Genomic DNA, 25032 nt, shown 5'->3' with positions numbered 1-25032 from the left:
GCAACCCTTGGTCATTCCATTGCCCCTCCATGACTCAAGGCGCGTCAGGATCACCTCTCGGGCAACTCTTGTCCACTTGAACAACATCTGGGGTGGGGACGCGAGATGGGGTTTGTGGGGGGTAGGCGGCAGCATGCGCGCAGAGCGTGGCTGGCCGCAGTGGCACTGTGCGTGCAGCCGCTGGTCGCGATGGCCGGACACGCGGCGGTTGCGGACGGCAGGCCGACGGTGTCGGACTCATCGGTACAGGACTTGTCGCCGGAGGGGGCGGCGTCCAAACAGGCGATGGAATCGGGCAATCCGGTCGAAGTGGTGTCGGAGACGACGCCGACCGAGAAGGTCACGGCTCAGCCGGACGGCACGTTCAGGCTTGACGCGGACACCACGCCGGTCCGTGCTCGCCAGGGGAACGCGTGGGTGCCCCTCGACACCACGCTGGAGGTCCGGTCCGACCATTCGGTCCGCCCGAAGACCGCGGCTGTGGACATGACGTTCTCCGGCGGCGGCACCGGCCCGCTGGCGACCGTCACGGTGGACGGCAAGTCGTACGGCATCACCGCTCCGTGGACGCTCCCGGCGCCGACCCTGGCCGGGGCCACGGCCACTTACGCCTCCGTGCTGCCCGACGTGGATCTCGTGGTCTCCGCGGTCGCGGACGGATTCGCCGAGAACGTGGTCGTCAAGTCGCGCGCCGCCGCGCAGAATCCGCAGTTGGCGGCCCTCCGGTTTCCCGTCACGCTGAGCGGCCTGACGGTGAGAGCGTCGGCGTCGGGCGGCGCGGCACTGGTAGACGACACGGGACGCCCGGTGTTCACGACCGGAACGGCTCTGCAATGGGACAGCGCACCTCCTGTGCAGACGCCCGGGGTGACGCGGCAGGCGTCGCGTGGCGTCGCGTCCACGGGAACAGCCGTGGCAGACGCCACGAACGACCCCGCGCCGGGGTCCAAGACCGCGGTCATGGATGTCTCGATCGACGGGACGGCGATGACCCTGACTCCGGACCAGGGATTCCTGTCCGACAGCGACACTGTCTACCCGGTGGTGCTCGACCCCCAGACGACCGCCAACCACCTGGCCGGATGGACGTCGTTGTGGTCCAACGGAAGCATGGCCTCAACGTCGTTCTGGAACACGACGCACTCGCTCGGAGTGGGCTACGAGGCCTACGTCGACAACAAGAAGGTCAGGTCGCTCTACCAGTTCGACACGCACGGGGTGGCAGGCAAGAACATCCTCGAAGCCACCTTCACCGCCGAAGAAGTGTGGTCGGCCAACTGCACCCCCATGGAAATCCAACTGTGGCGGACGAGCTCGATCTCGTCATCGACGACCTGGAACAAACCGCCCACCTGGTACGCGCAAGTTGACGCCTTCGCCGCGGCCAAGGGCAGCTCGTCCGGCTGCCCCGGCGGCAACCTGGAGTTCGACGCCACCAAGGCGGTAGCCGCCACGGCGGGCCAGTCGCAGGGGACCACCACTCTTGGCCTGCGCGCCAGCGAGATCGATCCCCTCGCGTGGAAGCAGTTCGCGTCGCCCAAGGACACCAAGCCGACGTTGTCGGTCACCTTTGTCTCCGCCCCCACCGAGCCCACGGGCCTGAGGATGGCCGACCCGAGTGTGGGCTGCGCCGACGCCGCACACCCGGCGATCATTCGCACCGCGACGCCGAGGCTGTCGGCGGCTCCGAAGTCGTCGGACGGATCGCAGGCGACGCTGCGACCCAACTTCGTCGTGCAGACCGCGGCCGGTGTCCTGGCCGCCAAGGGAAGTCCTTCGACGTGGACGGCCTCAGGCACCGCGGGCAGTTGGACCGTGCCGACCGTGCCGCCGCTCCAAAACAACTCCACTTACCGCTACCAGGCACGTTCGGAGTACCAGTACAACTGGCAAGGGCACGCCGGTTCCATGTACTCGCCGTGGACGAAGTACTGCTACTTCAGGATCGACACGACCGCGCCCCCGACGCCGACCATCACCCCCACCGCCCCGAGCGGGATCTATCTCGGGTGCGCGACTCCGTCCGCGCCCAAGGACTGTGCCGAGTACGGAGGCGTCGGGGTAGCCGGCGACTTCCTGATCACGGCTGGAGCGACTGATGTACTGACGTACAGGTACCAGTTGAACAACGGGCGGCTGGTGACGAAGACCTTCGCGACGCCTACCTCGACCTTCGCCGTGCGCCTGACCCCCGATGTGCGCGGAGTGAACACGCTCCAGGTGGAGACCGTCGACGCGGCGGGCAACTTCTCGGGCTCCGGGTCCTACAACTTCAAGGTCGCCGCCGGCGCACCTCCCGTGGACTCCTGGTCCTTCGACGAGGGCACGGGCACGACCGCGGCCGACTCCGCGGGCGGCCACACGGCGACGCTCGGTGGCGGCGCCACCTGGTCGAACCGGGCCCGCCTCGGCACGGCGCTGTTCACCAACGGCTCCACCGCGTACGCCACAGCGCCGAGCACCGGTCTCGACACCTCGCACTCGTTCACCGTGGCCGCCTGGGCCGATCTGGTGACCGGTACGCAGAACTCGGTGTTCGTCTCGCAGACCGGGACGAACGGAACCTCGTTCGCCCTGTACTACTCCGCCTCGTACAAGGCATGGATCTTCAACCGGTACACCGACGACTCCGCGACACCCACGATCGTGCGGTCGGTGTCCACCGCGACACCGGTTCCCGGCGTGCTGACGCACCTGTTGGGTGTGTACGACGAGCAGGCGAAGACGATCCAGCTCTTCGTCAACGGCGTTCCCCAGGGCAGCCCCGTCTCCTTCACCACACCGTGGAAAGCCACTGGGCCGCTCCAGATCGGTCGCAGCCAGATCGGCAGTGTCTACTCCGACTACGCCTCCAGCCGGATCGACGAGGTCACCTTCTGGAATCGCATCCTGGCCGACGAGGAAGTGGCCGACCTCCAGTCCATGGCTGTCGGACCGACCGACTCCGCACGTCCGGCGCTGGTGGCGGACTGGGAATTGAACGAGACGTCGGGCACGACGGCCGCCGACGCCACCACGTACGCGAACACCGGAACACTGGGTGCGGGTGCCACCTGGCAGTACGACGACGCGATGGGCAATGTGCTGCGGCTCAGCGGCGCCGCCACCTCCAATGTGACGTCGTCCGGCGCGACGGTCGATTCGCAGGGCGACTTCACGATCTCCGCGTGGGCACGGCTGGACACGGATTCGCTGGCGAACACCTCGGTGGCGCACACCGTACGGATCGCCGGACAGTCCGGGACCCTGCGTGATTCCTGGGGCCTGTGGTACGTGCAGGCCGCCGGTCAGACCCAGGGGGCGTGGGCCTTCGGACGTACTTCAGCCGATACGACGACTGCCACGACGACGACAGCGCCTAAGGACATGGTGGCGGCGTCCCTCGTCGATCCGGGTGAGTGGACGATGCTCACCGGCATGTACGACGGGGCTCACCACCAGATGTACCTCTTCGTCAACGGAGTCCCTCAAGGCGTGACCGGAACCGACGAGAACTTGAACTCCATCGGCGACGGAACAGAGTTCACCGGTCCGTGGCAGGCCAAGGGCGATTTCTCCATCGGCAGGGGCCGCAACAGCGACGGCTCCTACGGCGGTGCCGTCACCGGCCTCATCAGCAGGGTTCGCGTGTGGACCGGCGTCACCGCGCCGGCCGACATCATGGCCATGATGTTGCGTGACACCGGCGCTTCGGACCCCGGCCAGTGAACCGCGCGCTGTGCGCGCCACCTCTCCATGCACCATCTCGTACCGATGAGGGAAGCGGAGTTCAGTGATGCGCGGCATTGGGGTGGGGACGGCCAAGAACAGGCATGGGCGTCAGCGGCGGCTATGGGTCGTGGCCGCGGTTGTCGGTGCGGTGACCGCCACCGGACTCGGTACGGCGCCGGCCGTGTGGGCGAACGAACACCACGGGCACCGGACGGTGTCGATACCGGAGTCGAAACCCGGCACCGCCGTGCCCTTCCACGCCTCGACGGCGGCGCGGAAGGATCCGGTGGTCGACGCGGCCAAGACCGCCGCGCGCCGGTCGGCGAAGCCGGTCGTATGGCCCACTGACGCCAACGCCACGGTCCGGCTCAAGCGGACGGCGGTGAAGCCCGGCAGTGCTGAATCCGGCACTGCCACGGTGAAGGTCGCACCGCACTCGGCCGCGACCGCCGCGGGCGTCGACGGAGCCCTGCTGTCCGTCACCCGCCCGTCGGGAGCGGTTGGCGCCCAGGTGTCGCTGGACTACTCCGGCTTCGCCGACGCCTACGGAGGCGACTTCGGCTCCCGCCTGACCCTGGTCGAGCTTCCGCTGTGTGCGCTGACCACGCCGGACAAGGCCGAATGCCGCACACGTACTCCGCTCGCGGCACACAACAGCATCTCCGCGCGCACTCTGTCCGTCTCGATGCCCGCCGCCTCGTCGTCGCCGAACACGGCGCCGTCCTCGTCCACCGTCACCGTGCTGGGCGCGACGGCGACCGCGAAGTCCGGCGCGGGCGCGTACACGGCTACCTCCCTGGCGCCCTCCGGCTCATGGAACGCGGGCGGGTCCAGCGGCGACTTCAGTTGGTCGTACGCGATGCAGGCACCTCCCTCCGCCGGGGGACCCGCACCCAGCGTGGCCCTCACGTACGACTCACAGAGCGTGGACGGGCGACTGCCGTCGACCAACAACCAGCCCTCATGGGTCGGAGAGGGCTTCGACCTGCCGACCTCGTACATCGAGCGCTCCTACGACTCGTGCGACGACGACGGGCAGGCGAAGAAGTACGACGAATGCTGGGCGAACGACAACGCCACGCTCGTCCTCAACGGCAAGTCGACGCCGCTGATCAAGGACAAGACCACCGGGCAGTGGCATCCGAAGCAGGACGACGGGGAACGCGTGGTGCGTTCGACCGGCGCGGTCAACGGCGACAACGACGGCGAGTACTGGACCGTCACCACCACCGACGGAAGCCAGTACGTCTTCGGGATGAACCACCTCCCCGGCTGGTCGACCGGCAAGGCGGAGACCAACTCCGCCTGGACCGTCCCGGTGTACGGCGACGACGCGGGCGAGCCGTGCCATGGGAGTGACTTCGCCTCGAGTTCCTGCACCCAGGCGTGGCGCTGGAACCTGGACTACGTCGTGGACACGCATCACAACGCGATGTCGTACTGGTACACCAAGGAGAACAACGCCTACGGCCAGAACGGCACGACCACCGCGACCGGCACGACCTACGTCCGCGGCGGATACCTGGCCCGTATCGACTACGGCATCACCGACACCACGGTCTTCGGGACCGCTGCCGACCAGGTGGTCTTCTCCACGCGCGAGCGCTGCCTGCCGACCGACACCGAGCCCTGCGGGACGCTGAGCCCGACCACGGCCAAGGACTGGCCGGACGTCCCTTTCGACCAGATCTGCAACCTCGGCACGGTCTGCAAGACCACGCCCTCGCCGACGTTCTTCTCCCGTCGGCGCCTGACCGGCGTCACCACCAAGATCTGGGACGCGAGCCTGACGCCGCCCGCCTACCGTGACGTGGACGCGTGGACGCTCGACCAGTCCTTCGCCGACCCCGGTGACGGCACGGCCGCCAGCCTGTGGCTGAACTCCATCACCAGGACCGGCAAGGACGGCACCGCGGTGGCGATGCCACCGGTCACGTTCGGCGGCATTCAGCTTGCCAACCGGGTCGACACCACGCATGACGACATCGCCGCGCTGATCAAGTGGCGAGTCCGCACCATCACCACCGAGACCGGATCTGTCATCACGGTCAACTACTCCGACCCGCAGTGCGTCGTCGGTTCCAACATGCCGTCCGCTCCGGACAGCAACACGAAACTCTGCTACCCGGTGTGGTGGACGCCGCCGTTGATGGCCAATCCACAGTTGGACTACTTCCACAAATACGTCGTCCAGCAGGTCAACGAATCAGACCCGACCGGTGGCGCACCGCTCAAGGTGACGGACTACACCTACAACGGCGACCCGGCCTGGCACTATGTCAGCGATGACGTGGTGGGACCCGACAAGCGCAAGACCTGGTCGGTCTGGCGCGGGTACGGCAGTGTCACCACCACGACGGGCAACGCCCAGTCGACGCGGAGCAAGACCGTCTCCACCTTCTTCCGGGGCATGGACGGAGACAAGAAGGCCGACGGTACGACCCGCAGCGTCAAGGTGACCGACTCCACCGGGACGCAGGTCACCGACTCCGATCAACTCGCCGGAAGCGTCCGCGAGTCGATCACGTACAACGGTTCCGCCGAGGTCTCCGGCACCATCACCGACCAGTGGATCCACCAGACGGCGACGGACGGAGCCCGCACCGCGAACTTCGTGCGGTCTTCCGCCGTGCACAACCGCACCGACCGCAGCAGCGGCAGCCCACGTACAACGACGGTGAACACGACGTACGACCCGGACACCGGCGAAGTCACGCAGGTGAACGACCTGGGCGACGACGCGGTGAGCGGCGACGAACAGTGCACCCGCACGACGTACGCCGACAACACCACGGCATGGCTCCGAGCGGCACCCGTCCGCGTCGAGACGGTCGCGGTGAGCTGCGGCACCACTCCCAGCCGGCCCGACGACGTGGTCTCCGACGTACGTACCCTCTACGACAACCTGGCGTACGGCACCGCGCCCACCAAGGGCGACGAGACCTCGACGCAGCGGCTCACGTCGTACAGCGGAAGCACCCCCGCCTACCAGACCGTCTCGACCAGCACCTACGACTCCCAGGGCCGGATCCTGTCGGTCACGGACGCAGGCGGGCACGTCACCGATACCTCGTACACGCCCTCCACCGGCGGCCCGTTGACCGGAACAGTGACGCGGGACGCCAAGTTGTACGAGACCACCACCACGTACGACCCGGCCCGCGCCGTGGCCACCGCCGTCGTCGACCCCAACAAGAAGCGCACTGACTACGCCTACGACGCATTGGGCCGCCTCACGGGGATCTGGCTCCCCACCCGCGTCAAGTCCGCCGGCCAGCAGCCGAATCTCTCCTACACCTATGCCTTGTCGCGGACCGCGGCCAGCTACGTCCGTACCGGCAAGATCCGCAATGATGGCACGTCGTACGACTACACCTACGCCATCTACGACGCGATGCTGCGGCCGCGTCAGTCGCAGACGCCGGCTCCCGGTGGCGGGCGCGTCATCTCCGAGACCAAGTACGACTCGCGCGGACTGGCCGTCGAGAACGACGCCGACTACAACGACGGCACGGACGCTTCCGGGACCCTGGTGAACATCACCTCGGTCGAGCCCGCCCAGACGCTGACCACGTACGACGGAGCCGGCCGCCCCACGGCCGCCGACTTCTACGCCAAGGGCACGAAGAAGTGGACGACCAGCACCGTTTACGGCGGTGACCGCACCACCGTCATACCGCCCAACGGCGGAGTCGTCACGACGACGCTGACGGACACCCTCGGCCGTACGACCGAGACGCGTCAGTACGACAACGGAACGGCCAGCGGTCCGTACACCTGGATCGACTACGGATACGACGCGAAGAGCCGACTGGTCAAGGTCACGGACAACGGCAACAACGTCTGGACGTACGGCTACGACCTGATGGGTCGCCAGGTCACGAGCACCGACCCGGACGCCGGGCTGACCAGGACCGCGTACAACGACCTGGACCAGATGATCGCGACAACCGACAGCCGCGGCAAGACGCTCAGTTACACATACGACGAACTCGGCCGCAAGGCCGGGATGTTCGACTCCGCCGTCGCGAACCAGAGCGCCGACAACCAACTCGCCAGGTGGACGTACGACACGATCCAGAAGGGCCAGCCGTCCGCTTCCACCCGCTTCGCCAAGGACACCGTCACGGGAGCGACCCTCTCGTACACCTCGCAGGTCACTTCGTACGACAGTCTCTACCGACCCACCCTGACCCGTACCGTCATCCCGTCCGCGACCGGTGAGGAGAAGCTGGCCGGCAACTATGTGGCGAGCGCCAGCTACAACCTGGACGGCACCCTCTACAGCACGTCCGACCCGGCGGCGGGTGGCATACCGGCGGAGTCGCTGATCTACGGCTACAACGAACTGGGCATGCCGAAGAACCTCAACGGCGCCAGCGGCTATGTGCAGAACACCCAGTACACCAAGATCAGCCAGATAGCCCAGATCACTCTCGGTCAGGCGTCCAACGGCACGGCCAAGTGGGTCCAGGAGTCCAACACGTACGAGGACGGCACCGGCCGCCTCAATCGACAGTTGATCACCGACGACACGCACACCGCACCCGTCGACGACACGTACTACTCCTACGACGCCGCGGGCAACCCGACCGTCGTCGACTCGAGAGGCGACGCGCTCGCCGACACCCAGTGCTACCGCTACGACGGCCACGACCGGCTGACCCAGGCGTGGACGGCCACCAGCGGATGCTCGTCCGACCCGGCCACTGGCGCCCTCGGCGGCCCGGCACCGTACTGGCAGTCCTACACCTATGACGTGCTGGGCAACCGCACGCAACTCGTCCAGCACGGCACCACCACCGGCGCCCCCGACACCACGACGACCTACGCCTACGGAGCCGAGGACGGCTCGCAGCCGCACACCCTGACCAGTTCGAAGACGACCGCGACCGGGCAGCCGGACAAGCAGAGCGCCTACGGCTACGACAACGGCGGCAACACCACCAACCGCACGGTGGACGGTGCTTCCGAGTCCCTGACGTGGGACGACGAGGGCCACCTGGCGCGGGCCGACGACTCCAACGGCTCCTCTGTCTCCTATCTGTACGACGCCGACGGCAACCGGCTGCTGTCCAGGGATTCCTCGGGCACCACGCTGTACCTCGGCGACACCGAGGTGAAGCTCGCCAAGGGCACCACCAGCACGACGGGAACCCGCTACTACGACTGGGCCGGCCAGACCGTCGCCGCCCGCGGCAGTGACGGCTCCTTCCAGTGGATGCTGAACGACGCCCACAACACCGCCACCACCCAGATCGACGCCACCACCCAGACCGCCGTCCACCGCCGGACCGACCCCTTCGGCAACCTGCGCGGCGCCGCTCCGAGCGCCTGGTCCGGCGATCACGGCTTCGTCGGCGGCGTCGAGGACGACACCACCGGCCTGACGCACCTCGGCGCGCGTGACTACGACCCCACGACCGGCCGTTTCATCTCACTCGACCCCGTCCTGGAACTCACCGACCCCCAGCAGATCAACGGCTACAGCTACGCCTCCAGTAACCCTGTCACCGGCAGCGACCCCACCGGTCTGATGAACGGCGACGTCGGCGGCGGCGGAGCCTGCGACGACTCGTGCCAGAAGAACCTCGCCGCCGCTGACAAGCAGTACTCGGGGCAGGGCACTGGCAAGACGAAGAAGCACTGTGGCTTCTGGGACGTCAAGTGCGGTGTCAAGAGCGCCGTCCACAAGGTCAAGCACGTGGTGGAACAGCACCCCGTCATCGCCGCGGTCGTGGCGACCGCCGTCGTGGTGGGAGCCGTCGCCTGTGTCGTGGGCACGGGCGGTGCGTGCGCCGGCGTACTTCTCGCCGCTGCCGAAGGGTTCACCGCGGGTGCCGAATTCGGGGTGACGGCCGCCGTGGTAAGCGGCGCGACAAGTGCTGCCGTGGCTGGTGGTGCGACCATCGCGGCAGAAGTGGCGGTAGCCAGCGTGGCTGCCGCGACCGTGGCCAAAACCACTGAGGTGTTCGCGAAGGAGGACGCCGCGGCCTCGGCTGGAGCGGACTCCGCGGCATCCGCGGCCACGAGCAAGGCGGGGTCGGGTTCGGCCTCCGGCGGTACCAGGGCGGCCGACGCGGCGCCGAAGTCCGGTGCGGGGTGCAAGCTCAGCTTCTCCCCTGCCACTCCCGTGCTCTTGGACAGCGGCAAGTCCAAGCCCATCAATGACATCGCCGTGGGCGACAAGGTGAAGACCGCGGATCCGGACAGCGGCAAGAACGACGGCTCGCACGCGGTCACCGCGACCTGGGTCAATCATGACGACGACCTGGTCGATCTCACCGTTCAGGCTCCCGGTGCCAAGCCCGCCACCATCCACACCACCTCCAAGCACCCCTTCTGGGACGACACCACCCACACCTGGGTCCCCGCGGGCCACCTGAAATCCGGCCACGCTCTCAACACCGACCGCAACCAGCACGTCACGGTCCTCGCCGTCCACACCACCCCGGGCGCGGCCAACCGCTACAACCTCACGGTTGCGAACGTCCACACGTACTATGTGCTGGCTGGTCAGACGCCGATCCTCGTTCACAACAGCAACTGTGACGTCTCGGATCTGGCGTCGAAGATCGATGTTGAGAACATTTCGATGACCAAGACCGTCGAAAATCACACCTGGGACATTGCTGGTACTCGGGACGTCGATGCCCCGAACTTCGGTAAGGCGGCACGTCCTTACATGAACGGCAATAACGGGATGCTCCTTCGGGGGATCATGGGGGGATCTGCGCCCAGGATGGATTCCCGTGGCGCTCCTGGGGTTGTCGAGTGGAGAACGCCCGGAGCGATGAACGGAAGCAACGGGATCTGGGAACTCAACATCGACGCAAATTCCAACAGAATCGTCCACTTCCTCTTCAAGAGCACAAAAGGCTAGCCCGAAATGAAATTCTCCATCCAAGACGGATCTCCTCTTGAGGGTGTCCTCACCTACGACGAGTCCGAGTACGGATTCTCCTTCAGTGCGCAGAGCGGGGAGTCGTTGAGCGAGAGGCTCGGCTCGGAAGGGGTTGCGAGTGTGCTGATCGGCACGCTCCAACTTGAGGTCGATATTGAGTCCCAGGAAGTCCTGTTCGCCTGGGGATACTTCCCGAACGTGCGGGGTGTGGTGGCCGAGTTGACTGCTCCACAGTTCAAGCCCGGGCGGGTATTCATCTCGTCGGACCACTCTTTCAAGCCTGGGGTTTCTTTCGAGGTTCCTGGAGACAGGTGGCGGGTTTCGTACGATCCTTCCTCCGGGTGGGTCGCCATTCGTCTGAACGATGCCGCCGATGCTAAGTTCGTCCAAATCGCTAGCGGAACTGTCTTGGGCGTCGACAACGGTAATCTGGTGTCGGTCTGGCTTAATTCGGTTTTTGCGGAGTGACAGGAGCTGAGGCTTACGGGTAAGAAGAAGATCCGTTAGCGTCGGCAAAAATGAGGCCCCGCCAGGTGCGCCCTGGCGGGGCTTCTGCATGCGGTGACGGCAGTAGTTGACGGCAACGTCAGCGGACGGTGGCTCCGCACAGCGGCGGGTCGTCGCCGTCGTCGCGGGTCGACTCGTCATTGGCAGGGCCGTCAAGGGCGGTGCTGAGAGTGTCGATGGCGTCGCGCTGGAGGTGGAGCCGGACGTGGGCGTAGACGGTGGCGGTGACGCCGATGTGGGCGTGGCCGAGGAGTTCCTTGATGACGACGAGTTCGACGCCCTGTTCCAGGAGCAGGGTGGCCGTGGAGTGTCTGAGGTCGTGGAAGCGGATGCGGCGGAGGCCGGCCTTGCGGAGGAGAGTGGTGAAGGTTCGGGTGAGGTTGGTTGGGTCGATCGCTCTGCCCTGCGCGGTGGCGAACACGTGCCCGCTGTCCTGCCACATGGGGCCTGCGGCTTCCCGTTCGCGCTGTTGCTGCTCGTGGTGGTGCTTCAGCGAGTGGAGGCAGCGGGTGGGGAGGGCGATGCGGCGCTCGGAGGCACGGGTCTTGGTGGGCAGCGTGGTGAGCCCGCCTGCGGTGGTGCGTTGCAGTGTTCGGCGGATTGCGGCGGTGCCCGCGTTGAGGTCGAGGTCTTCCCAGCGGAGGCCCAGGAGTTCGCCCTTGCGGAGTCCGGTGTGGAGGGCGAGTTCGAACAGCGCGTGCAGCCGGTGTCCGCGTGCTGCGGTGAGGAGGTGGCGGGCTTCGTCAGCGGTGAGGGGTTCGAAGCGTCGGGGCCGTGGGGTGCCGGTGCGGACGTTGCGGGCGACGTTGCGCGGGATCTCTTCCTCCCGGACGGCGTGCTCCAGGGCGGACTTGAGGACGGAATGGATGTAGGTGAGCGTCAGCGGGGAGAGCGGCTTGTGGCAGCACGATCCGACGCCGCAGCAACGGGGCTCATCACGGCCCGCATCGATGCCGTGCGCGCAGCACTGGCAGGTGGTGCGGAGCTGGTTGAGCCAGGTACGGACGTCCTTGGCAGAGAGCTTGGCGAGCTTCTTCTTGCCCAGTCCGGGGACGAGGTATCGGTTGACGCAGGCGGTGTAGCGGGTGTGGGTGTTCTCGCGCAGCTGGTGAACGGCGATGGCCTCCAGCCAGTACGTCAGGTACGCGGCCACGCTGCCCTGCGCGGAGGGGACGGGGAGGCCGCGATTGCTGGCGGCGATCCTCTCGGTGAGCTTGGCCAGGGCGTCCTTGCGGGTGGTGCCGTAGACGCGGACGCGCTTTCGGGTGTTGCCGGGGGCGAGGATGTATCCGGCGGCTTCCCAACGGCTGTCCTTGCGCTGGTAGACGGTTCCGTCGCCGTTGGCGCGGGAGCGAGTGCGGCGGGATGAGGCGGGGCGCGGCGTGGTCATCAGGCGGCGGCTTCCTGTTCGAGTCGGGTGCGGATGAAGTCGGTGAGGGCGTGGGTGGGGATGCGGCGGGCACGGCCGAGGGTGATCGAGGCGAGCTGGCCGGTGCGGAGCAGGTCGTAGACGGCGGAGCGGCCGAGCTGGAGGCGGGCCATGACCTGGGGGACCGTGAGCAGTTCCAGCACCGGCGCCCCCTCTGTGTGGAGGACGGCGAGCGGGCGTGAGGCCATCAAGAGCCCCCTTCGGCCGAGAACTGCCGTTCCAGTTCCTTGCTGTGCCATACGTGGGCGGCGAGGAGTGCGGCGCCGGGGCTGTAGCCCGAGCCGAGGTAGTTCCAGTGGCCGATGACGAGAGTGGTCGTCGGGTCGGGTTCGGGTAGGCCGGCGTGGGCGCGGGCCTGTTCGGTGCGCCACGTGCGGCGGGCGTCGCGCAGCGCGCCGAGCGTGAAGGAGTACCGGCGGGATTTGGTGGAGAAGTGGCCCCGGAAGCCGAGCATGTGCGCCCACTTCCAGAGCTTGAGATCGGCGAACTCCGGCAGGCAGCCCAGTTCCCAGCAGGTACGGATCATCTGCCGGACGTGGCGGGCAACGGCGAGCCGGGGCAGTGACCGGGCCTGGCCGGTGCCGTCGCACGCGGTGCAGGGGAGCGGGCTCCCGTGGGGCAGCACGGTGGCGCCGCGTCCGTGGCAGGGGCGGCAGAACAGGGCGTGGTCGAGGGTGCCGGAGGCGTCGGCGGACTTGGCGGCGTACTTGGCCACGTAGGCGGCGACCGCCTGGTCGGTGAGTTCGCTGTCGGTGCCGAAGGCGGCGATCTCGCGTACGTCGAGCTGCTGGCCCCAGGCGAGGTCGCGTTCCCCGACCGCGGAGTCGACGGAGATGCGGGCGCACGGTGCGGCGGTGCGGATGGCATCGGTGAGTACGGCGGCGTTGGCGTACGAGAGCGGGGGTGGGTGTTGCCGTCGGGGCCCCCTCCTCCGCCAGGCCGACTGGACCGTGGACGACCTCACTGAACATCTCAAGTAGCCATACAGGTCTAGACCACTGACGGCAGTAGTGCCAGCAACAACCACGCACATCGGCGCACAACAAGGAACCCTGACGGACCGCCAGAGCCCCGCCCACCTGCCAAAACGAACTTAGAGCAGGGTGGAGTGTCACACGTACTATGTGCTGGCGGCCACGGTGCCGGTCCTGGTTCACAATTGTGGAACGGGTCCCCGTGACGGGGCGGGTCTGGGCCCCGATGAACTCATGTCGAAGGCAGAAGGGCTTCGAGATAAATATGCCGGAGAAATGGCCCAGCTCTCCAATCGCAAGAGGCCGGAAACTGTTACAGGTGGCTTTAATACGGAGGCCGGGCAGTATGCCGCAGGCACATCGTCGAAAGGTGTCTGTGCTGAGACCTGCGCTGTCAATCAACTCGGCGGCGATCCGTCAAAAATTGTATTCACTACTGCCGTAAGGCCTCGGACTGGGGCGCCGATCAATATGTGCGTCTCATGCGAAGGTCAGTTCGGTCGTGATGGGTTCAAGCGGATGCGTCGGAGTCCGGCCCGGTCGAGGAAGGCGCGGAAGCGGTGGGTGAGGTTGGCCGGGTCGTGAGGCCTGCCGGTAGAGGTGGTGAAGACGAGTCCGCTGTCCTGCCAGGCTGTCCCTACGGTCCTGTGCTCCGTGTCCCGCTGCTGTTCGTTCTTCTTGAGAAGCGTCTTCACTGACCACGCGCCAGCCGGAACTGGGCCTGCCCGCTGTCCCGAACGACCATGCTTGCTCCCTGGCTGGGGCCGTTGGCGATGGAGCTAACGGGGCTGATGCCGGTGCGGGGGCGAGCGAGACGCATGTGTCAGCCACGACGGTCGGCACGCCCAGCGTCGTGGCTGACTTTCTGCGGCTGATGCCAGAACCCGACGGGTACGGCACGCACGTGAGGTTCCGTCCCCGTCAGGGCTGACGGGTGCGGGGCGAGCCTCGGTCGGCCGTGCCCGGCAGGGACGGGAGTTCGGTGGTGAGCGCGGTTCGGCGAAGTCCTCGCTCGTCGGTGAGGTTTCTCCGTCCAGGGCGCACTGCACTGTGTACCGGGCTGGCGCCGCGTCCGGTTGGCGGTCGGGTTGCATCGTCCAGGTCTTGTAGCGCAGGACCGAGCGAGGGGTCACCGTCCCTCACCTCCGGTTGGCCGCAAATACCTTCATGCCAGCGCTGATGCCCGTGCGAGGTGTGTGCCCTTGGGTCTACGGGGCCGGACCTCTTCGCGCTGGGAGGCGACGCTCCCCTTAGCTGTCCGTTGCTCTGAATCTTGTGAATCCTTGGGGATTTTATTACTCCACCATGACCTGACGGCCGCCAAGATCACCCCCTGGACAACTCATGTCCACTTGAACAACATCTGGGGTGGGGACGCGGGATGGGGAAGAACGTGCGGCGGGCTGCGGGGACGCGGACTACGGCGGATGTGCTGTTGCGCTGGGCTTGGGTGCGGCGGCGGTCGGCTGAGGGGGATCGGGCCGATCTCGATGCCGGGATGACGCTGAAGGTCGCCGGGTTCACGAAGACGATCGGCGCGGGCGGGGCGAATACGGGCCGGTCGCGGCAGGGTTGGGTGTTGCTCACCGCTAGCGGACCGCTCGTGTGGGAGGACCGGCGGAGTCGGCAACAGGTGGAGCTCGCCGGGCCGGTGAAGCTTGTGGGGGAGGGGGAACGCGTGCCGGGGGCGTTCAAGTTTCGGCGGTTCAAGTTGACGACCGGAGACGGGTCGTACGACCTGGCCGTGCCCACCGATGACGTGGAGACGGTGCGGTACGCGTTGGGGGCGGCGGTGTGACGCAGGTGCGGGTGCCTCCGTCGGCCGGCGGTGCGGCACGAGAGCGGGACCCGCTGAACGGGGTGCGGCCGACCGGGTCGGACACCGCGTACGTCCAGGCGGGCGTCGAGGGGACGCTGCCCGTGGTCGGTGGCGCGGTGGTCATCGAACTCGCCCCAGCAGGGCGGCGGTTCCTCGCCGCGCTGATCGACCTCGTTGTGGCCGGGGCGAGCCTGGCGGTACCGCTGATGGGCGGCACCGCGTTGCAGAACGCGGTCGCGCCGGACGGTGGCGGCTACTGGGACCTGCTCGGGCTGTGGCTCGGCGGCTTCGTCTGGCTCACGCTGTACGGCACCGTCTTCGTCGCGCTGTGGGGTGGCACGCCGGGCCTGCTCGTCACCGGCCTGCGGGTCGCCCGCGTCTGGCGCGGTCACGAGCGGGCGACGTGGCAGGAGGCTTTCAAGCGGGCCCGGTTCGTGGCGGCCGTGTGCTGGCTGATCCCGGTGATCAATGTGATCACCGTCCTTGTCCGCCTCGCTCACCTCGTCCAGGACCGGCCGTACCACCAGAGCACCTTTGACACCGCCGCGAGCACCGTGGTCGTGCGCCGGTGAGGTAGGACGCTTCCATGAGGAACGGGTGCGCTCGGCGACGTTGAGCGCCGGAACTGCGCGGGCGCCCCCTCACCGGCCCGGCGGTCCGGGGCAACGGAATTGCCCGTTGGGGCGGGTGGTGAGATGCGGGAGCGTGGATGGCCGGGGCTCACAGGCCCTACGTCGTTGGGACTCGGCGGAGGTTGCGGATGGCGGGGACGGAGAGGAGGAGGGTGCAGACGATGAGGGTGACCACGGCGCCGGTCTGGAGGACGTGGCGGGCGCCGAAGGCGGCGGAGGCGGGGCCGGCGAGGGACTGGCCGACGGGCATCATGGCGATGGAGCCGGCGACCTCGTAGGCGTGGATGCGGTTGAGGATCTCGCCGGGGACCTGGGTCTGGACGCTGGTGGCCCAGTTGACGCCCCAGTAGGCCCAGCAGATGCCGGAGCCGAAGACGCAGGCGGCGATGGCGGGGACCGGGAGGTCGAAGCCGACCGAGGCGGGCATCAGGGCGGTGCCGAAGAGGGCGATGGAGCCCGCGCGCAAGGGGCGGTCCGCGCGTACGCGCATGGCGATCAGCGCGCCGACCGCGGTGCCGCCGCCGAGGGCGGAGTTGACGAGGCCGTAGGCGCCCGCGCCGTGCTCGGGGATGATCTGACCGGCGGCGAGCGGTATGTAGGGGCCGAAGACAAAGATCATGTAGCCCATCCAGATCACGATCACCCCCCACATCCAGGTGCGCGCACGGAACTCCCGCCAGCCCTCCGCGAGATCGGCCTTGAACGTGCCAGTGCCAGTGCCAGTGCCCGAGCCGGTGCCCGTCCCCGACCCCGTCCCGGCACCCGTCTTCGCCGGAAGCGGTCGCAGCCGCAGCGCGATCAGACACAGCGCGCTGACCAGATACGTGGACGCGTGGACGGCGAAGACGACGCCCGGTGAGGTGAAGCCGACCAGGACACCGGCGACCGCGGGCCCGGCCAGCCCCGCGACGGACTCGGCGGTACGGGTCACACCGTTGGCGCCCTGCACATCGGTGGCGACCCGGACGACCGTACTGGCCACGCCCGGCTGGAACATGGCCGCCGCCGTGCCGTTGACGACGGCGATCAGCGCCATCTCCCACAGCGTGATGTGGTGGGTGAGGAAGAGCACCGCCGCGGTGGACTGCGTGCCGACGCGTACGAGATCGGCGCCGATCATCAGCCGCCGCGCGTTGAAGCGGTCCGCGAAGACCCCGCCGAAGATGACGAATCCGGCGAAGCACGCGGTGGACGCGGCCATCACCAGGCCGATGTCACCGGCCGAGTAGCCGTACTGGATCAGGCCCGCGGACAACGCGACCGGCAGCATCGTGTCGCCGAGCATGGCGACGGAGCGGGCGGTGAAGTAGAACCGGAAATTCGCCGACCACAGCCGCTCCTTGCCAGGAAGCGGGGACGTGCGCGGGAGGTCCACCGCGGCGTCGGACAACGGCATGAGATTCGGCTGCGAAAGCGGCTCGGCGGCATCGGCCCCGGCGCGGTCGGGGCTGGGCGCGGAAGAGGTCACCAGGACATAGTGGACTGGACCATTCGGTGTCGTCCACACCGGTCCACACCGGTCCACGCCATCCCCCGCGCCGGTCCACGCCATCCCCCGCGCCGGTCCACGCACCAGTCAACGCACCGGTCCACGCCATCCCCCGCACCGGTCAACCCACCGGTCAACCCACCGGCCCCCGCCACCCCCCACCCCGGCCCCCGCAACCCCGAGGCACCCCCCGCCGCCCGCCCGCTCCGGTGACCGAACTCACCCGCTGAGCAGTTCTTCCCGCCCCTCCCCGCCGCCGCACGCCCGGTACAGCCGTACGGACCTCTCCACCACCGCCACCTCGGAACCAGCCGCCGCACGCGCCCCCTCCGGCGCCGCCGTCTGCTCCTCCAGGGCGGTGTCGACGAGCAGTTCGTACGCCGCCGCCCACGGCGCCCCCGGCAGCGTGAAAGCGGCGGGCCGCGACCCCGCGTGCGCGATCAGCAGGAAGCTGTCGTCCACGACCGCCTCCCCCCGCGCGTTCCGCTGCGGAATCTCCTGCCCCGACAGGAACATCCCCAGCGTCGAGCCCGGCGCGAACCAGTCCTCGTCCGTCATCTCCTCGCCGCGCGGCCCGAACCAGGCCAGATCGCGCAGCCCCTCCGGCGCCTGCGCGAGCCCGGAGAAGAAGCCGCCGCGCCGCAGCACCGGATGGGCCCGGCGCAGGGCGATCAGCCGCGCCGCGAGATCGGACAGCGACCGCCAGGCCGGATCGTCCGCCAGCGACCAGTCGATCCAGCTCACCTCGTTGTCCTGGCAGTACGCGTTGTTGTTGCCGCCCTGCGTCCGCCCCATCTCGTCGCCCGCGACCAGCATCGGCACCCCGGTGGACAGCAGCAGTGTGGAGAGCAGGTTGCGGATCTGGCGGCGGCGCAGCGCGCTGATGCCGGGGTCGTCGGTCGGCCCCTCGGCGCCGCAGTTCCACGACCGGTTGCCGTCGGTGCCGTCCCGCCCGTCCTCGCCGTTGGCCTCGTTGTGCTTGCGCTCGTAGCTCACCAGGTCGCGCAGGGTGAAACCGTCGTGCGCGGTGACGAAGTTGACCGAGGCGTACGGCCGCCGCCCGCCCCAGTCGTACAGGTCGCTCGACCCGGACAGCCGGTACGCCAGATCGCGTACGTCCCCGGCCGCGCCCCGCCAGAAGTCCCGTACGGTGTCGCGGAACCGGTCGTTCCACTCCGTCCACAGCGGCGGGAAGGCGCCCACCTGGTAGCCGCCGGAGCCCACGTCCCACGGCTCGGCGATCAGTTTGACCCGGCGCAGCACCGGGTCCTGGGCGATCACCGTGAGGAAGGGGGAGAGCATGTCCACGTCGTGCGTCGAGCGGGCCAGCGCCGCCGCCAGGTCGAACCGGAAGCCGTCCACGCCCATTTCGGTCACCCAGTAGCGCAGGCTGTCGGTGATCAGCCGCAGCACGTGCGGCTGGACGACGCTGAGGGTGTTGCCGCAGCCGGTGTAGTCGGCGTAGCGCCGCGCGTCCTGCTGGAGGCGGTAGTAACCGCGGTTGTCGATACCGCGCAGCGACAGCGTGGGGCCGCCCTCGCCGCCCTCGGCGGTGTGGTTGTAGACCACGTCGAGGATCACCTCGATGCCCGCCGCGTGCAGCGCCCGCACCATCCGCTTGAACTCGCCGACCTGTTCGCCGCGCGTGCCGCTCGCGCTGTACGCGGCATGCGGCGCGAAGTAGCCGATAGAGTTGTAACCCCAGTAGTTGCGCAGCCCCTTGCGCTCCAGGTGCTCCTCGTGCGCGAAGTGGTGCACCGGCAGCAGCTCGACGGCGGTCACCCCGAGCCGGGTCAGATGGGCGATGGCCGCCGGGTGCGCGAGACCGGCGTACGTACCGCGCAGCTCCGGCGGAATGTCCGGGTGCGCCCGGGTGAAACCGCGCACGTGCAACTCGTAGATCACCGAGTCCGACCAGGGCGTCTTCGGCCGGTGGTCGTCCTCCCAGTCGTCGTCATCGTCGACCACGACGCCCTTGGGGACGTACGGCGCCGAGTCGCGGTTGTCGCGCACGGTGTCGGCGACCTGCCGCTCGGGCCAGTCGCGCACGTGCCCGTACACCTCGGGGACCAGCGTGAAGTCGCCGTCCACCGCCCGCGCGTACGGGTCGAGCAGCAGCTTCGCCGGATTCCAGCGGGCGCCGGTCCACGGGTCCCAGCGACCGCCGACCCGGTAGCCGTACCGCTGGCCCGGCAGCGCGTCCGGTACGAAGCCGTGCCATATCTCATGGGTCAGCTCGGTCAGCGGCGCCCGCGTCTCGGTGCCGTCCGCGTCGAACAGGCACACCTCGACGGACTCCGCCCCGCCCGCCCACAGCGCGAAGTTGGTGCCCGCGCGCCCGCCGGGACCGGCGTGGAAACGCGCGCCGAGCGGCTGCGCCGAGCCGGGCCACACGGTCGCGAGCCGCGGCGCCACCCGCCGGTCCGACGCACCGGACGGCAGCGATACGGAAGCCACCGGCGGATTCCGCGGTACGGCCGGGGCGAGTACGACAGACGGGTCCCGCGGTACGGCCGGGCCCGGCACCGGCGACGGCGGCGGTACGGTCGCCACCCCCGGATCGCCTGCGGGCAGCGGAAGACCCTCCGGGCGTCCCACGACGCCGTGTTCGCGTGTCTCTGACACGTGTATGCCTCCCGCGGCTCCGAAGGACCGAGCTGTGACCAGGTGCGCTGTGCCGGCAGGGCGGGCCGGGTCCGTACCGTACGCCGGGTGTCCCTCCCCGCGTCGACGGCCGTTTCCCCGCACCCGCTGCTCCATTCATTCCCACCGGGGGGTACGGAGTCACACGGTTGATCGGTGCACGTGCCGGCGGACAGCGCGTTTCCCCGGCGGCGGTCGCCTCGTTGACGGTGCGTGAAGACAGCGGTGAGGCGCGTGCTGCGCGCGGGTGCGGGAGTGGTACTGGGTGCGACGCTGATCGCGGGCTGCGGGGGACCGGGCGGGTCCGGCGGGTCCGGCGGGACGGGCGGGGGTGACGACCGGGCGCCGAGCGCCACGTCGACCGACACCTCGACCGCCGTACCGGACGTCTCGCAGGCGGCCATCACCGTATCGCCCGGCGACGGCGCGAAGGACGTACCCGCCAGCGGGACGCTGCGCGTCACCGTCGGCCAGGGCAGGCTCACCGGGGTCACCGCCAAGAGCGCGGACGGCACCGCCGTGCCCGGCACCCTCGCCGCCGACGGCAGCGGCTGGCAGCCCACCGGACGCCTCGCGCTGGCCACCCGCTACACCGTCGACGCCTACGCGGTCGACGAGCAGGGCCGCCCGGCCGCCAAGCACGCCGACTTCACCACCCTCGTGCCGCAGCACACCTTCATCGGCTTCTTCACCCCGGAGAACGGCTCGACCGTCGGCGTCGGCATGATCGTCTCGCTGAGGTTCAACCGCCCGGTCACCGACCGCGCCGCCGTCGAACGCGCCATCACGGTCACGTCCGTACCCGCCGTCACCGTCACCGGCCACTGGTTCGGCGGCCAGCGGCTCGACCTGCGCCCCGCCGACTACTGGAAGGCCGGCACCCGCGTCACCCTCCACCTGCGGCTGCGCGACGTCCAGGGCGCGCCCGGCGTCTACGGCACCCAGTCCAAGGACGTGCGGTTCACCATCGGCCGCGACCAGCGCAGCACCGTGGACGCGGTGGCGCACACTCTGGTCGTCCGGCGCGGCGGCGCGGTCGTGCGCACCCTCCCCGCCTCGACCGGCGCGCCCCAGCACACCACGTACGACGGCGTGATGGTCATCGCCGAGAAGCACGCCGTCACGCGCATGAACGGCCAGACGGTCGGCTTCGGCGGCGAATACGACATCCCGGACGTCCCGCACGCGATGCGGCTGACCAACTCCGGCACCTTCGTGCACGGCAACTACTGGTCGCCCGCCGGGGTCTTCGGCACCACCAACGTCAGCCACGGCTGCATCGGGCTGCGCGACGTCAAGGGCGGCAGCGCCACCAGCCCGGCGGGCTGGTTCTTCGACCACTCTCTGGTCGGCGACCCGATCCGCGTGACCAACTCCCATGACCGCACGGTCGCCGCCGACAACGGGATGGGCGGCTGGAATCTCAGCTGGGCCCAGTGGCAGGCGGGTTCCGCGCTGTAGCGGCGGCCCCGTCCGTCCCGCATACGCGGGCTCCCCAGTCCGCCGCCCCGTCCGCGCACGCGGGCTCGCCGTCCGCCGCACCCCCACTACACCCCCGACCGGCCCTGGTCCACAGCCATCTGGGACGGAACGGTGACAATCTCGTGAGCACTCGCGCTTGTTCCGTGTGATTGTCTTGCGCTGACCAGGGGAGTTCAGGTGTTCCGGGCGGTAGGGGAGAGCAAGAGTTGAAGCCGATATTGGCTGCGCCGGGTATCAGGAGAAACGTTCTGGTGCTGGCGCTCGGAGCGTTGCTGCTGATGGTCACCGCGTGCGGTGGCGGCGGTGGCGGCGGCAAGTCCGGCAGTGGGAACGGCTCCACGTCGGCCTCGAACGGCAAGGCGAACGCGTCGGACACGGTCGCCTCGACCGCCGTCGTGACGATCCTGCCGAAGGACGGCTCGACCGAGGTGTCGACCACGGGGACGCTGAAGGTCACGGCGCAGGGCGGCAAGCTCTCGTCGGTCGTCGTGAAGGACGACAAGGGCACGGAGGTGGAGGGCGCGATCTCCGCCGACGGCGCCGGATGGGTGCCGGCCGGGCACCTGGACACGTCCACGCAGTACTCGGTGGACGCGGTCGCCAAGGACGACGCGGGACGTGAGTCCGACAAGCACTCCAGCTTCACCACGGTCACCCCGAAGAACACCTTCGTCGGTTACTACACGCCGGAGGACGGTTCGACCGTCGGCGTCGGCATGGAGGTCTTCCTCAACTTCAACCGGCCGATCACGAACAAGAAGGCCGTCGAGGAAGGCGTCAAGGTCACCGCGAGCCCGTCGGTCCCGGTCGCCGCGCACTGGTACGGCGACCAGCAGCTCTACATCCGCCCGCAGGAGTACTGGGCGGCCGGTACGAAGGTCACGCTGAGCCTCAACCTCAACGGTGTCGAGGGCGCCCCCGGCGTCTACGGCAAGCAGCACAAGGAAGTCCACTTCACCGTCGGCCGCCGCCAGGTGAGCATCGTGGACGCGGCCAAGCACACCATGACCGTCTACCGCGACAACAAGGTGCTGCGCACCATCCCGATCTCCTCGGGCGCGCCGGACCACACCACGTACAACGGCAAGATGGTCATCTCCGAGAAGTACGTGACCACCCGGATGAACGGCGACACGGTCGGCTTCGGCGGTGAGTACGACATCAAGGACGTGCCGCACGCCATGCGGCTGACCACCTCGGGCACCTTCATCCACGGCAACTACTGGGCCGCGACCTCGGTCTTCGGCAACAGCAACACCAGCCACGGCTGCGTGGGTCTGCACGACGTGCGCGGGGCGGGTGACGCGAGCACCCCCGCGGCCTGGTTCTACAACCAGTCGATCATCGGTGACGTGGTGCAGGTGCAGAACTCCAAGGACAAGACGGTCCAGTGGTACAACGGCCTCAACGGCTGGAACCTCCCCTGGAGCGAGTGGACGTCCTGACCGGGTTCCGCATCGGGTTTCCGCCCGTGTGAGGCACCGCACGTGAGCCGCGACGGCCCGCCCCTGACCTGGGGCGGGCCGTCCGTCGTACGCTCGCCCGTATGACTGTGACCTTTGAAGTCGACGAAGGCGTCGGCACCGTCCGGCTCGACCGGCCGCCCATGAACGCCCTGGACTTCGGCACGCAGGACCGGCTCAAGGAGGTCGCCGAGGAGGCGGCGCGGCGTCCCGAGGTACGGGCCGTGGTGGTGTGGGGCGGGGAGAAGGTGTTCGCGGCGGGCGCGGACATCAAGGAGATGCAGGCCATGTCGTACGAGGACATGGTCGACCGCTCGCGGGCGCTCCAGGAGTCCTTCACGGCGGTGGCGCGGATCCCGAAGCCGGTGGTGGCGGCCGTGACCGGTTACGCGCTCGGCGGCGGCTGCGAGCTGGCACTGTGTGCCGACTACCGGATCGCGGGCGAGAACGCGAAGCTCGGACAGCCGGAGATCCTGCTCGGTCTGATCCCGGGCGCGGGCGGCACCCAGCGGCTGTCCCGGCTGGTCGGTCCCTCGCGCGCCAAGGACCTGATCTTCACCGGCCGGATGGTGACGGCGCGGGAGGCGCTGTCGCTGGGGCTGGTGGACGAGGTCGTCCCGGCCGACGAGGTGTACGCGCGGGCGCGGGCCTGGGCGGAGCGGCTGGCGCGCGGTCCCGCGTACGCGCTGCGGGCCGCGAAGGAGGCCGTCGACGCGGGTCTCGAAACGGATCTGGAGACCGGGCTGACGATCGAACGCACCTTGTTCGCGGGGCTGTTCGCCACGGCGGACCGCGAGACGGGGATGCGCAGCTTCGTCGAGGACGGACCGGGGAAGGCCACCTTCCGCTGAGCCCGCGGATGCTGACGCGTGGTCAGCCGGGGACGGCGATCCGACGCACATGCGGCTGAGCGTCGAACGGGTGCTCGGCTGACAGCGCGTCAGAGGTGACGCAGGGTGCGCGGCTCACCTTAAGGCAACCTTATGCCAGCCTTAAGGAATGGGAGGCCGCCACCATCCGCTGTGATGGTTGCATATGTCAACTCCACTGATCAGCAGGGCCGTTGAGGGGTGTTCTGTGCCCAGGGCATATGCCTAGTCACAGGTGTGGGGCGGCGTACTCCGTCGGACGAATTCCTCCGGTTACCCCTCGGAGCGCTGCAATTGCAGCCATCATGAAGTCATGGCGGGCCGGGGAGCATCTGAGCAGCCGCAGCGGGTGGACACCGCCGCGGGTGCGGTTCCCGTTCTCACCGACGACACGGCGGCCAAGGCCCTCGATCTGTACGGCGACCCGTCCGTCCAGGAGGTCCATCTGACCTCCCGTCCTGAATCCGCCTCCACCGCCCGGCGCCTGGCGCTCTCCGTGGTACGGGTCTGGGGCCTCCCGCAGTTCGCCGACACCGTGGAACTGCTCGTCTCCGAACTCGTGGGCAACGCCGTACGGCACACCGGGGCGCGGACGTTCGGGCTGCGGATGCACTGGCGCCGGGGCTGGGTCAGGGTCGAGGTGCGGGACCCCTCGCGGGCGCTGCCCTGTCTGCTGCCGGTCCGCGGCCTGGACGCCAGCGGCCGGGGCCTGTTCCTGGTGGACAAACTCTCCGATCGCTGGGGCGTCGACCTCCAGCCGCGCGGCAAGACGACATGGTTCGAACTGCGGTTCCCGGAGCGGTAGTTCGCGCCCGGCGCGGGCGTCGGGGCCGTCGTGCGGGGGCGTCGGGGCCGTACCGCCGTGACAGGCCCGGATATTGTGAAGAGGCCCTTCGCGTCGTGGTAACGACTGCGCAAGGGCCTCTTCGAACCGCCGCGAAGCAAGGGGGGTGTGGTTCGCGGCGTCTGTGGAACGGCCGAGCGCGGGTCGGTGCGGGCCGTTGAGAAGACTCTGGCACGCAGTGCCAGGCATGGTCAAACGCGCATATAGCTCACATCTGGACAAAAGAGGCATTGCGCCGCGCAAAGCAAGGGTGATGTGCGCCACCC

The 25032-nt window shown here is 68.7% G+C and carries 14 protein-coding genes; 9 read left to right on the top strand and 5 right to left on the bottom strand.

Translation table 11 applies throughout. The features are described 5' to 3' along the window. The first annotated feature begins 285 nt into the window (after nt 1-285). From ACIQCJ_RS07495 to ACIQCJ_RS07485, 3 genes are all read left to right on the top strand, one after another. On the top strand, nt 286-3708 hold the full coding sequence (locus ACIQCJ_RS07495) for a LamG-like jellyroll fold domain-containing protein (protein WP_402710958.1): 3423 nt from the start codon (nt 286-288) through the stop codon (nt 3706-3708). Nucleotides 3709-3838: 130 nt separating this feature from the next. Continuing rightward, entirely contained in the window at nt 3839-10594 is a 6756-nt protein-coding gene (locus tag ACIQCJ_RS07490; protein ID WP_402710957.1) for a polymorphic toxin-type HINT domain-containing protein, read from the top strand. Nucleotides 10595-10600: 6 nt separating this feature from the next. After that, nucleotides 10601-11083 carry a hypothetical protein gene (locus ACIQCJ_RS07485; RefSeq protein WP_402710956.1) on the top strand — a complete coding sequence of 161 codons (483 nt, stop codon included), beginning with the start codon at nt 10601-10603 and terminating at the stop codon, nt 11081-11083. A 118-nt stretch (nt 11084-11201) separates the two neighbouring features. Here ACIQCJ_RS07485 and ACIQCJ_RS07480 read toward each other — a convergent pair whose 3' ends face one another. From ACIQCJ_RS07480 to ACIQCJ_RS07470, 3 genes are read right to left on the bottom strand one after another with little or no spacing between them, the layout of a single operon-like run. Then, the gene (locus tag ACIQCJ_RS07480; RefSeq protein ID WP_402710955.1) at nt 11202-12512 is read right to left on the bottom strand and encodes a tyrosine-type recombinase/integrase; all 1311 of its coding nucleotides are present in this window, start codon (nt 12510-12512) and stop codon (nt 11202-11204) included. Next, on the bottom strand, nt 12512-12739 hold the full coding sequence (locus ACIQCJ_RS07475) for a helix-turn-helix domain-containing protein (RefSeq protein WP_402710954.1): 228 nt from the start codon (nt 12737-12739) through the stop codon (nt 12512-12514). The genes ACIQCJ_RS07480 and ACIQCJ_RS07475 overlap by 1 nt, the downstream gene beginning before the upstream one ends. Then, a complete protein-coding gene (locus ACIQCJ_RS07470; RefSeq protein ID WP_402710953.1) occupies nt 12739-13515 on the bottom strand; it encodes a replication initiator in 777 nt (258 codons plus the stop codon). Before ACIQCJ_RS07470 ends, ACIQCJ_RS07475 begins: the two co-directional genes overlap by 1 nt. Before the next feature lie 1508 nt (nt 13516-15023). On the opposite strand from ACIQCJ_RS07470, the gene ACIQCJ_RS07465 reads away from it, so the two are divergent. Further along, on the top strand, nt 15024-15323 hold the full coding sequence (locus ACIQCJ_RS07465; RefSeq protein ID WP_355349278.1) for a hypothetical protein: 300 nt from the start codon (nt 15024-15026) through the stop codon (nt 15321-15323). A 62-nt stretch (nt 15324-15385) separates the two neighbouring features. After that, nucleotides 15386-15916 carry an RDD family protein gene (locus ACIQCJ_RS07460; RefSeq protein WP_402710952.1) on the top strand — a complete coding sequence of 177 codons (531 nt, stop codon included), beginning with the start codon at nt 15386-15388 and terminating at the stop codon, nt 15914-15916. A gap of 157 nt (nt 15917-16073) precedes the next feature. Here ACIQCJ_RS07460 and ACIQCJ_RS07455 read toward each other — a convergent pair whose 3' ends face one another. Beyond that, complete coding sequence (locus ACIQCJ_RS07455; protein ID WP_402711272.1) at nt 16074-17261, bottom strand: MFS transporter; 1188 nt, start codon at nt 17259-17261, stop codon at nt 16074-16076. 423 nt (nt 17262-17684) lie between these two features. Continuing rightward, complete coding sequence (gene glgX, locus ACIQCJ_RS07450) at nt 17685-19922, bottom strand: glycogen debranching protein GlgX (protein WP_401852268.1); 2238 nt, start codon at nt 19920-19922, stop codon at nt 17685-17687. 399 nt (nt 19923-20321) lie between these two features. Between glgX and ACIQCJ_RS07445 the strand changes: the two genes are divergently transcribed. The 4 genes from ACIQCJ_RS07445 to ACIQCJ_RS07430 all read left to right on the top strand — a co-directional run bounded on the left by ACIQCJ_RS07445 (nt 20322) and on the right by ACIQCJ_RS07430 (nt 24727). Further along, entirely contained in the window at nt 20322-21569 is a 1248-nt protein-coding gene (locus ACIQCJ_RS07445; RefSeq protein ID WP_402710951.1) for an Ig-like domain-containing protein, read from the top strand. A gap of 299 nt (nt 21570-21868) precedes the next feature. Further along, nucleotides 21869-23035: an Ig-like domain-containing protein gene (locus tag ACIQCJ_RS07440; protein ID WP_402711271.1), complete on the top strand. Its 1167-nt coding sequence runs from the start codon at nt 21869-21871 to the stop codon at nt 23033-23035. 101 nt (nt 23036-23136) lie between these two features. Next, a complete protein-coding gene (locus ACIQCJ_RS07435; protein WP_402710950.1) occupies nt 23137-23904 on the top strand; it encodes an enoyl-CoA hydratase/isomerase family protein in 768 nt (255 codons plus the stop codon). A 331-nt stretch (nt 23905-24235) separates the two neighbouring features. After that, a complete protein-coding gene (locus tag ACIQCJ_RS07430) occupies nt 24236-24727 on the top strand; it encodes an ATP-binding protein (RefSeq protein ID WP_402710949.1) in 492 nt (163 codons plus the stop codon). The last annotated feature ends 305 nt before the right edge of the window (nt 24728-25032 follow it).

This window comes from Streptomyces sp. NPDC093221, assembly GCF_044753885.1.
Taxonomy (GTDB): Bacteria; Actinomycetota; Actinomycetes; order Streptomycetales; family Streptomycetaceae; genus Actinacidiphila.
Note: the sequence above shows the minus strand (reverse complement) of the source record. Positions and strands in the feature narration are given on the sequence as shown.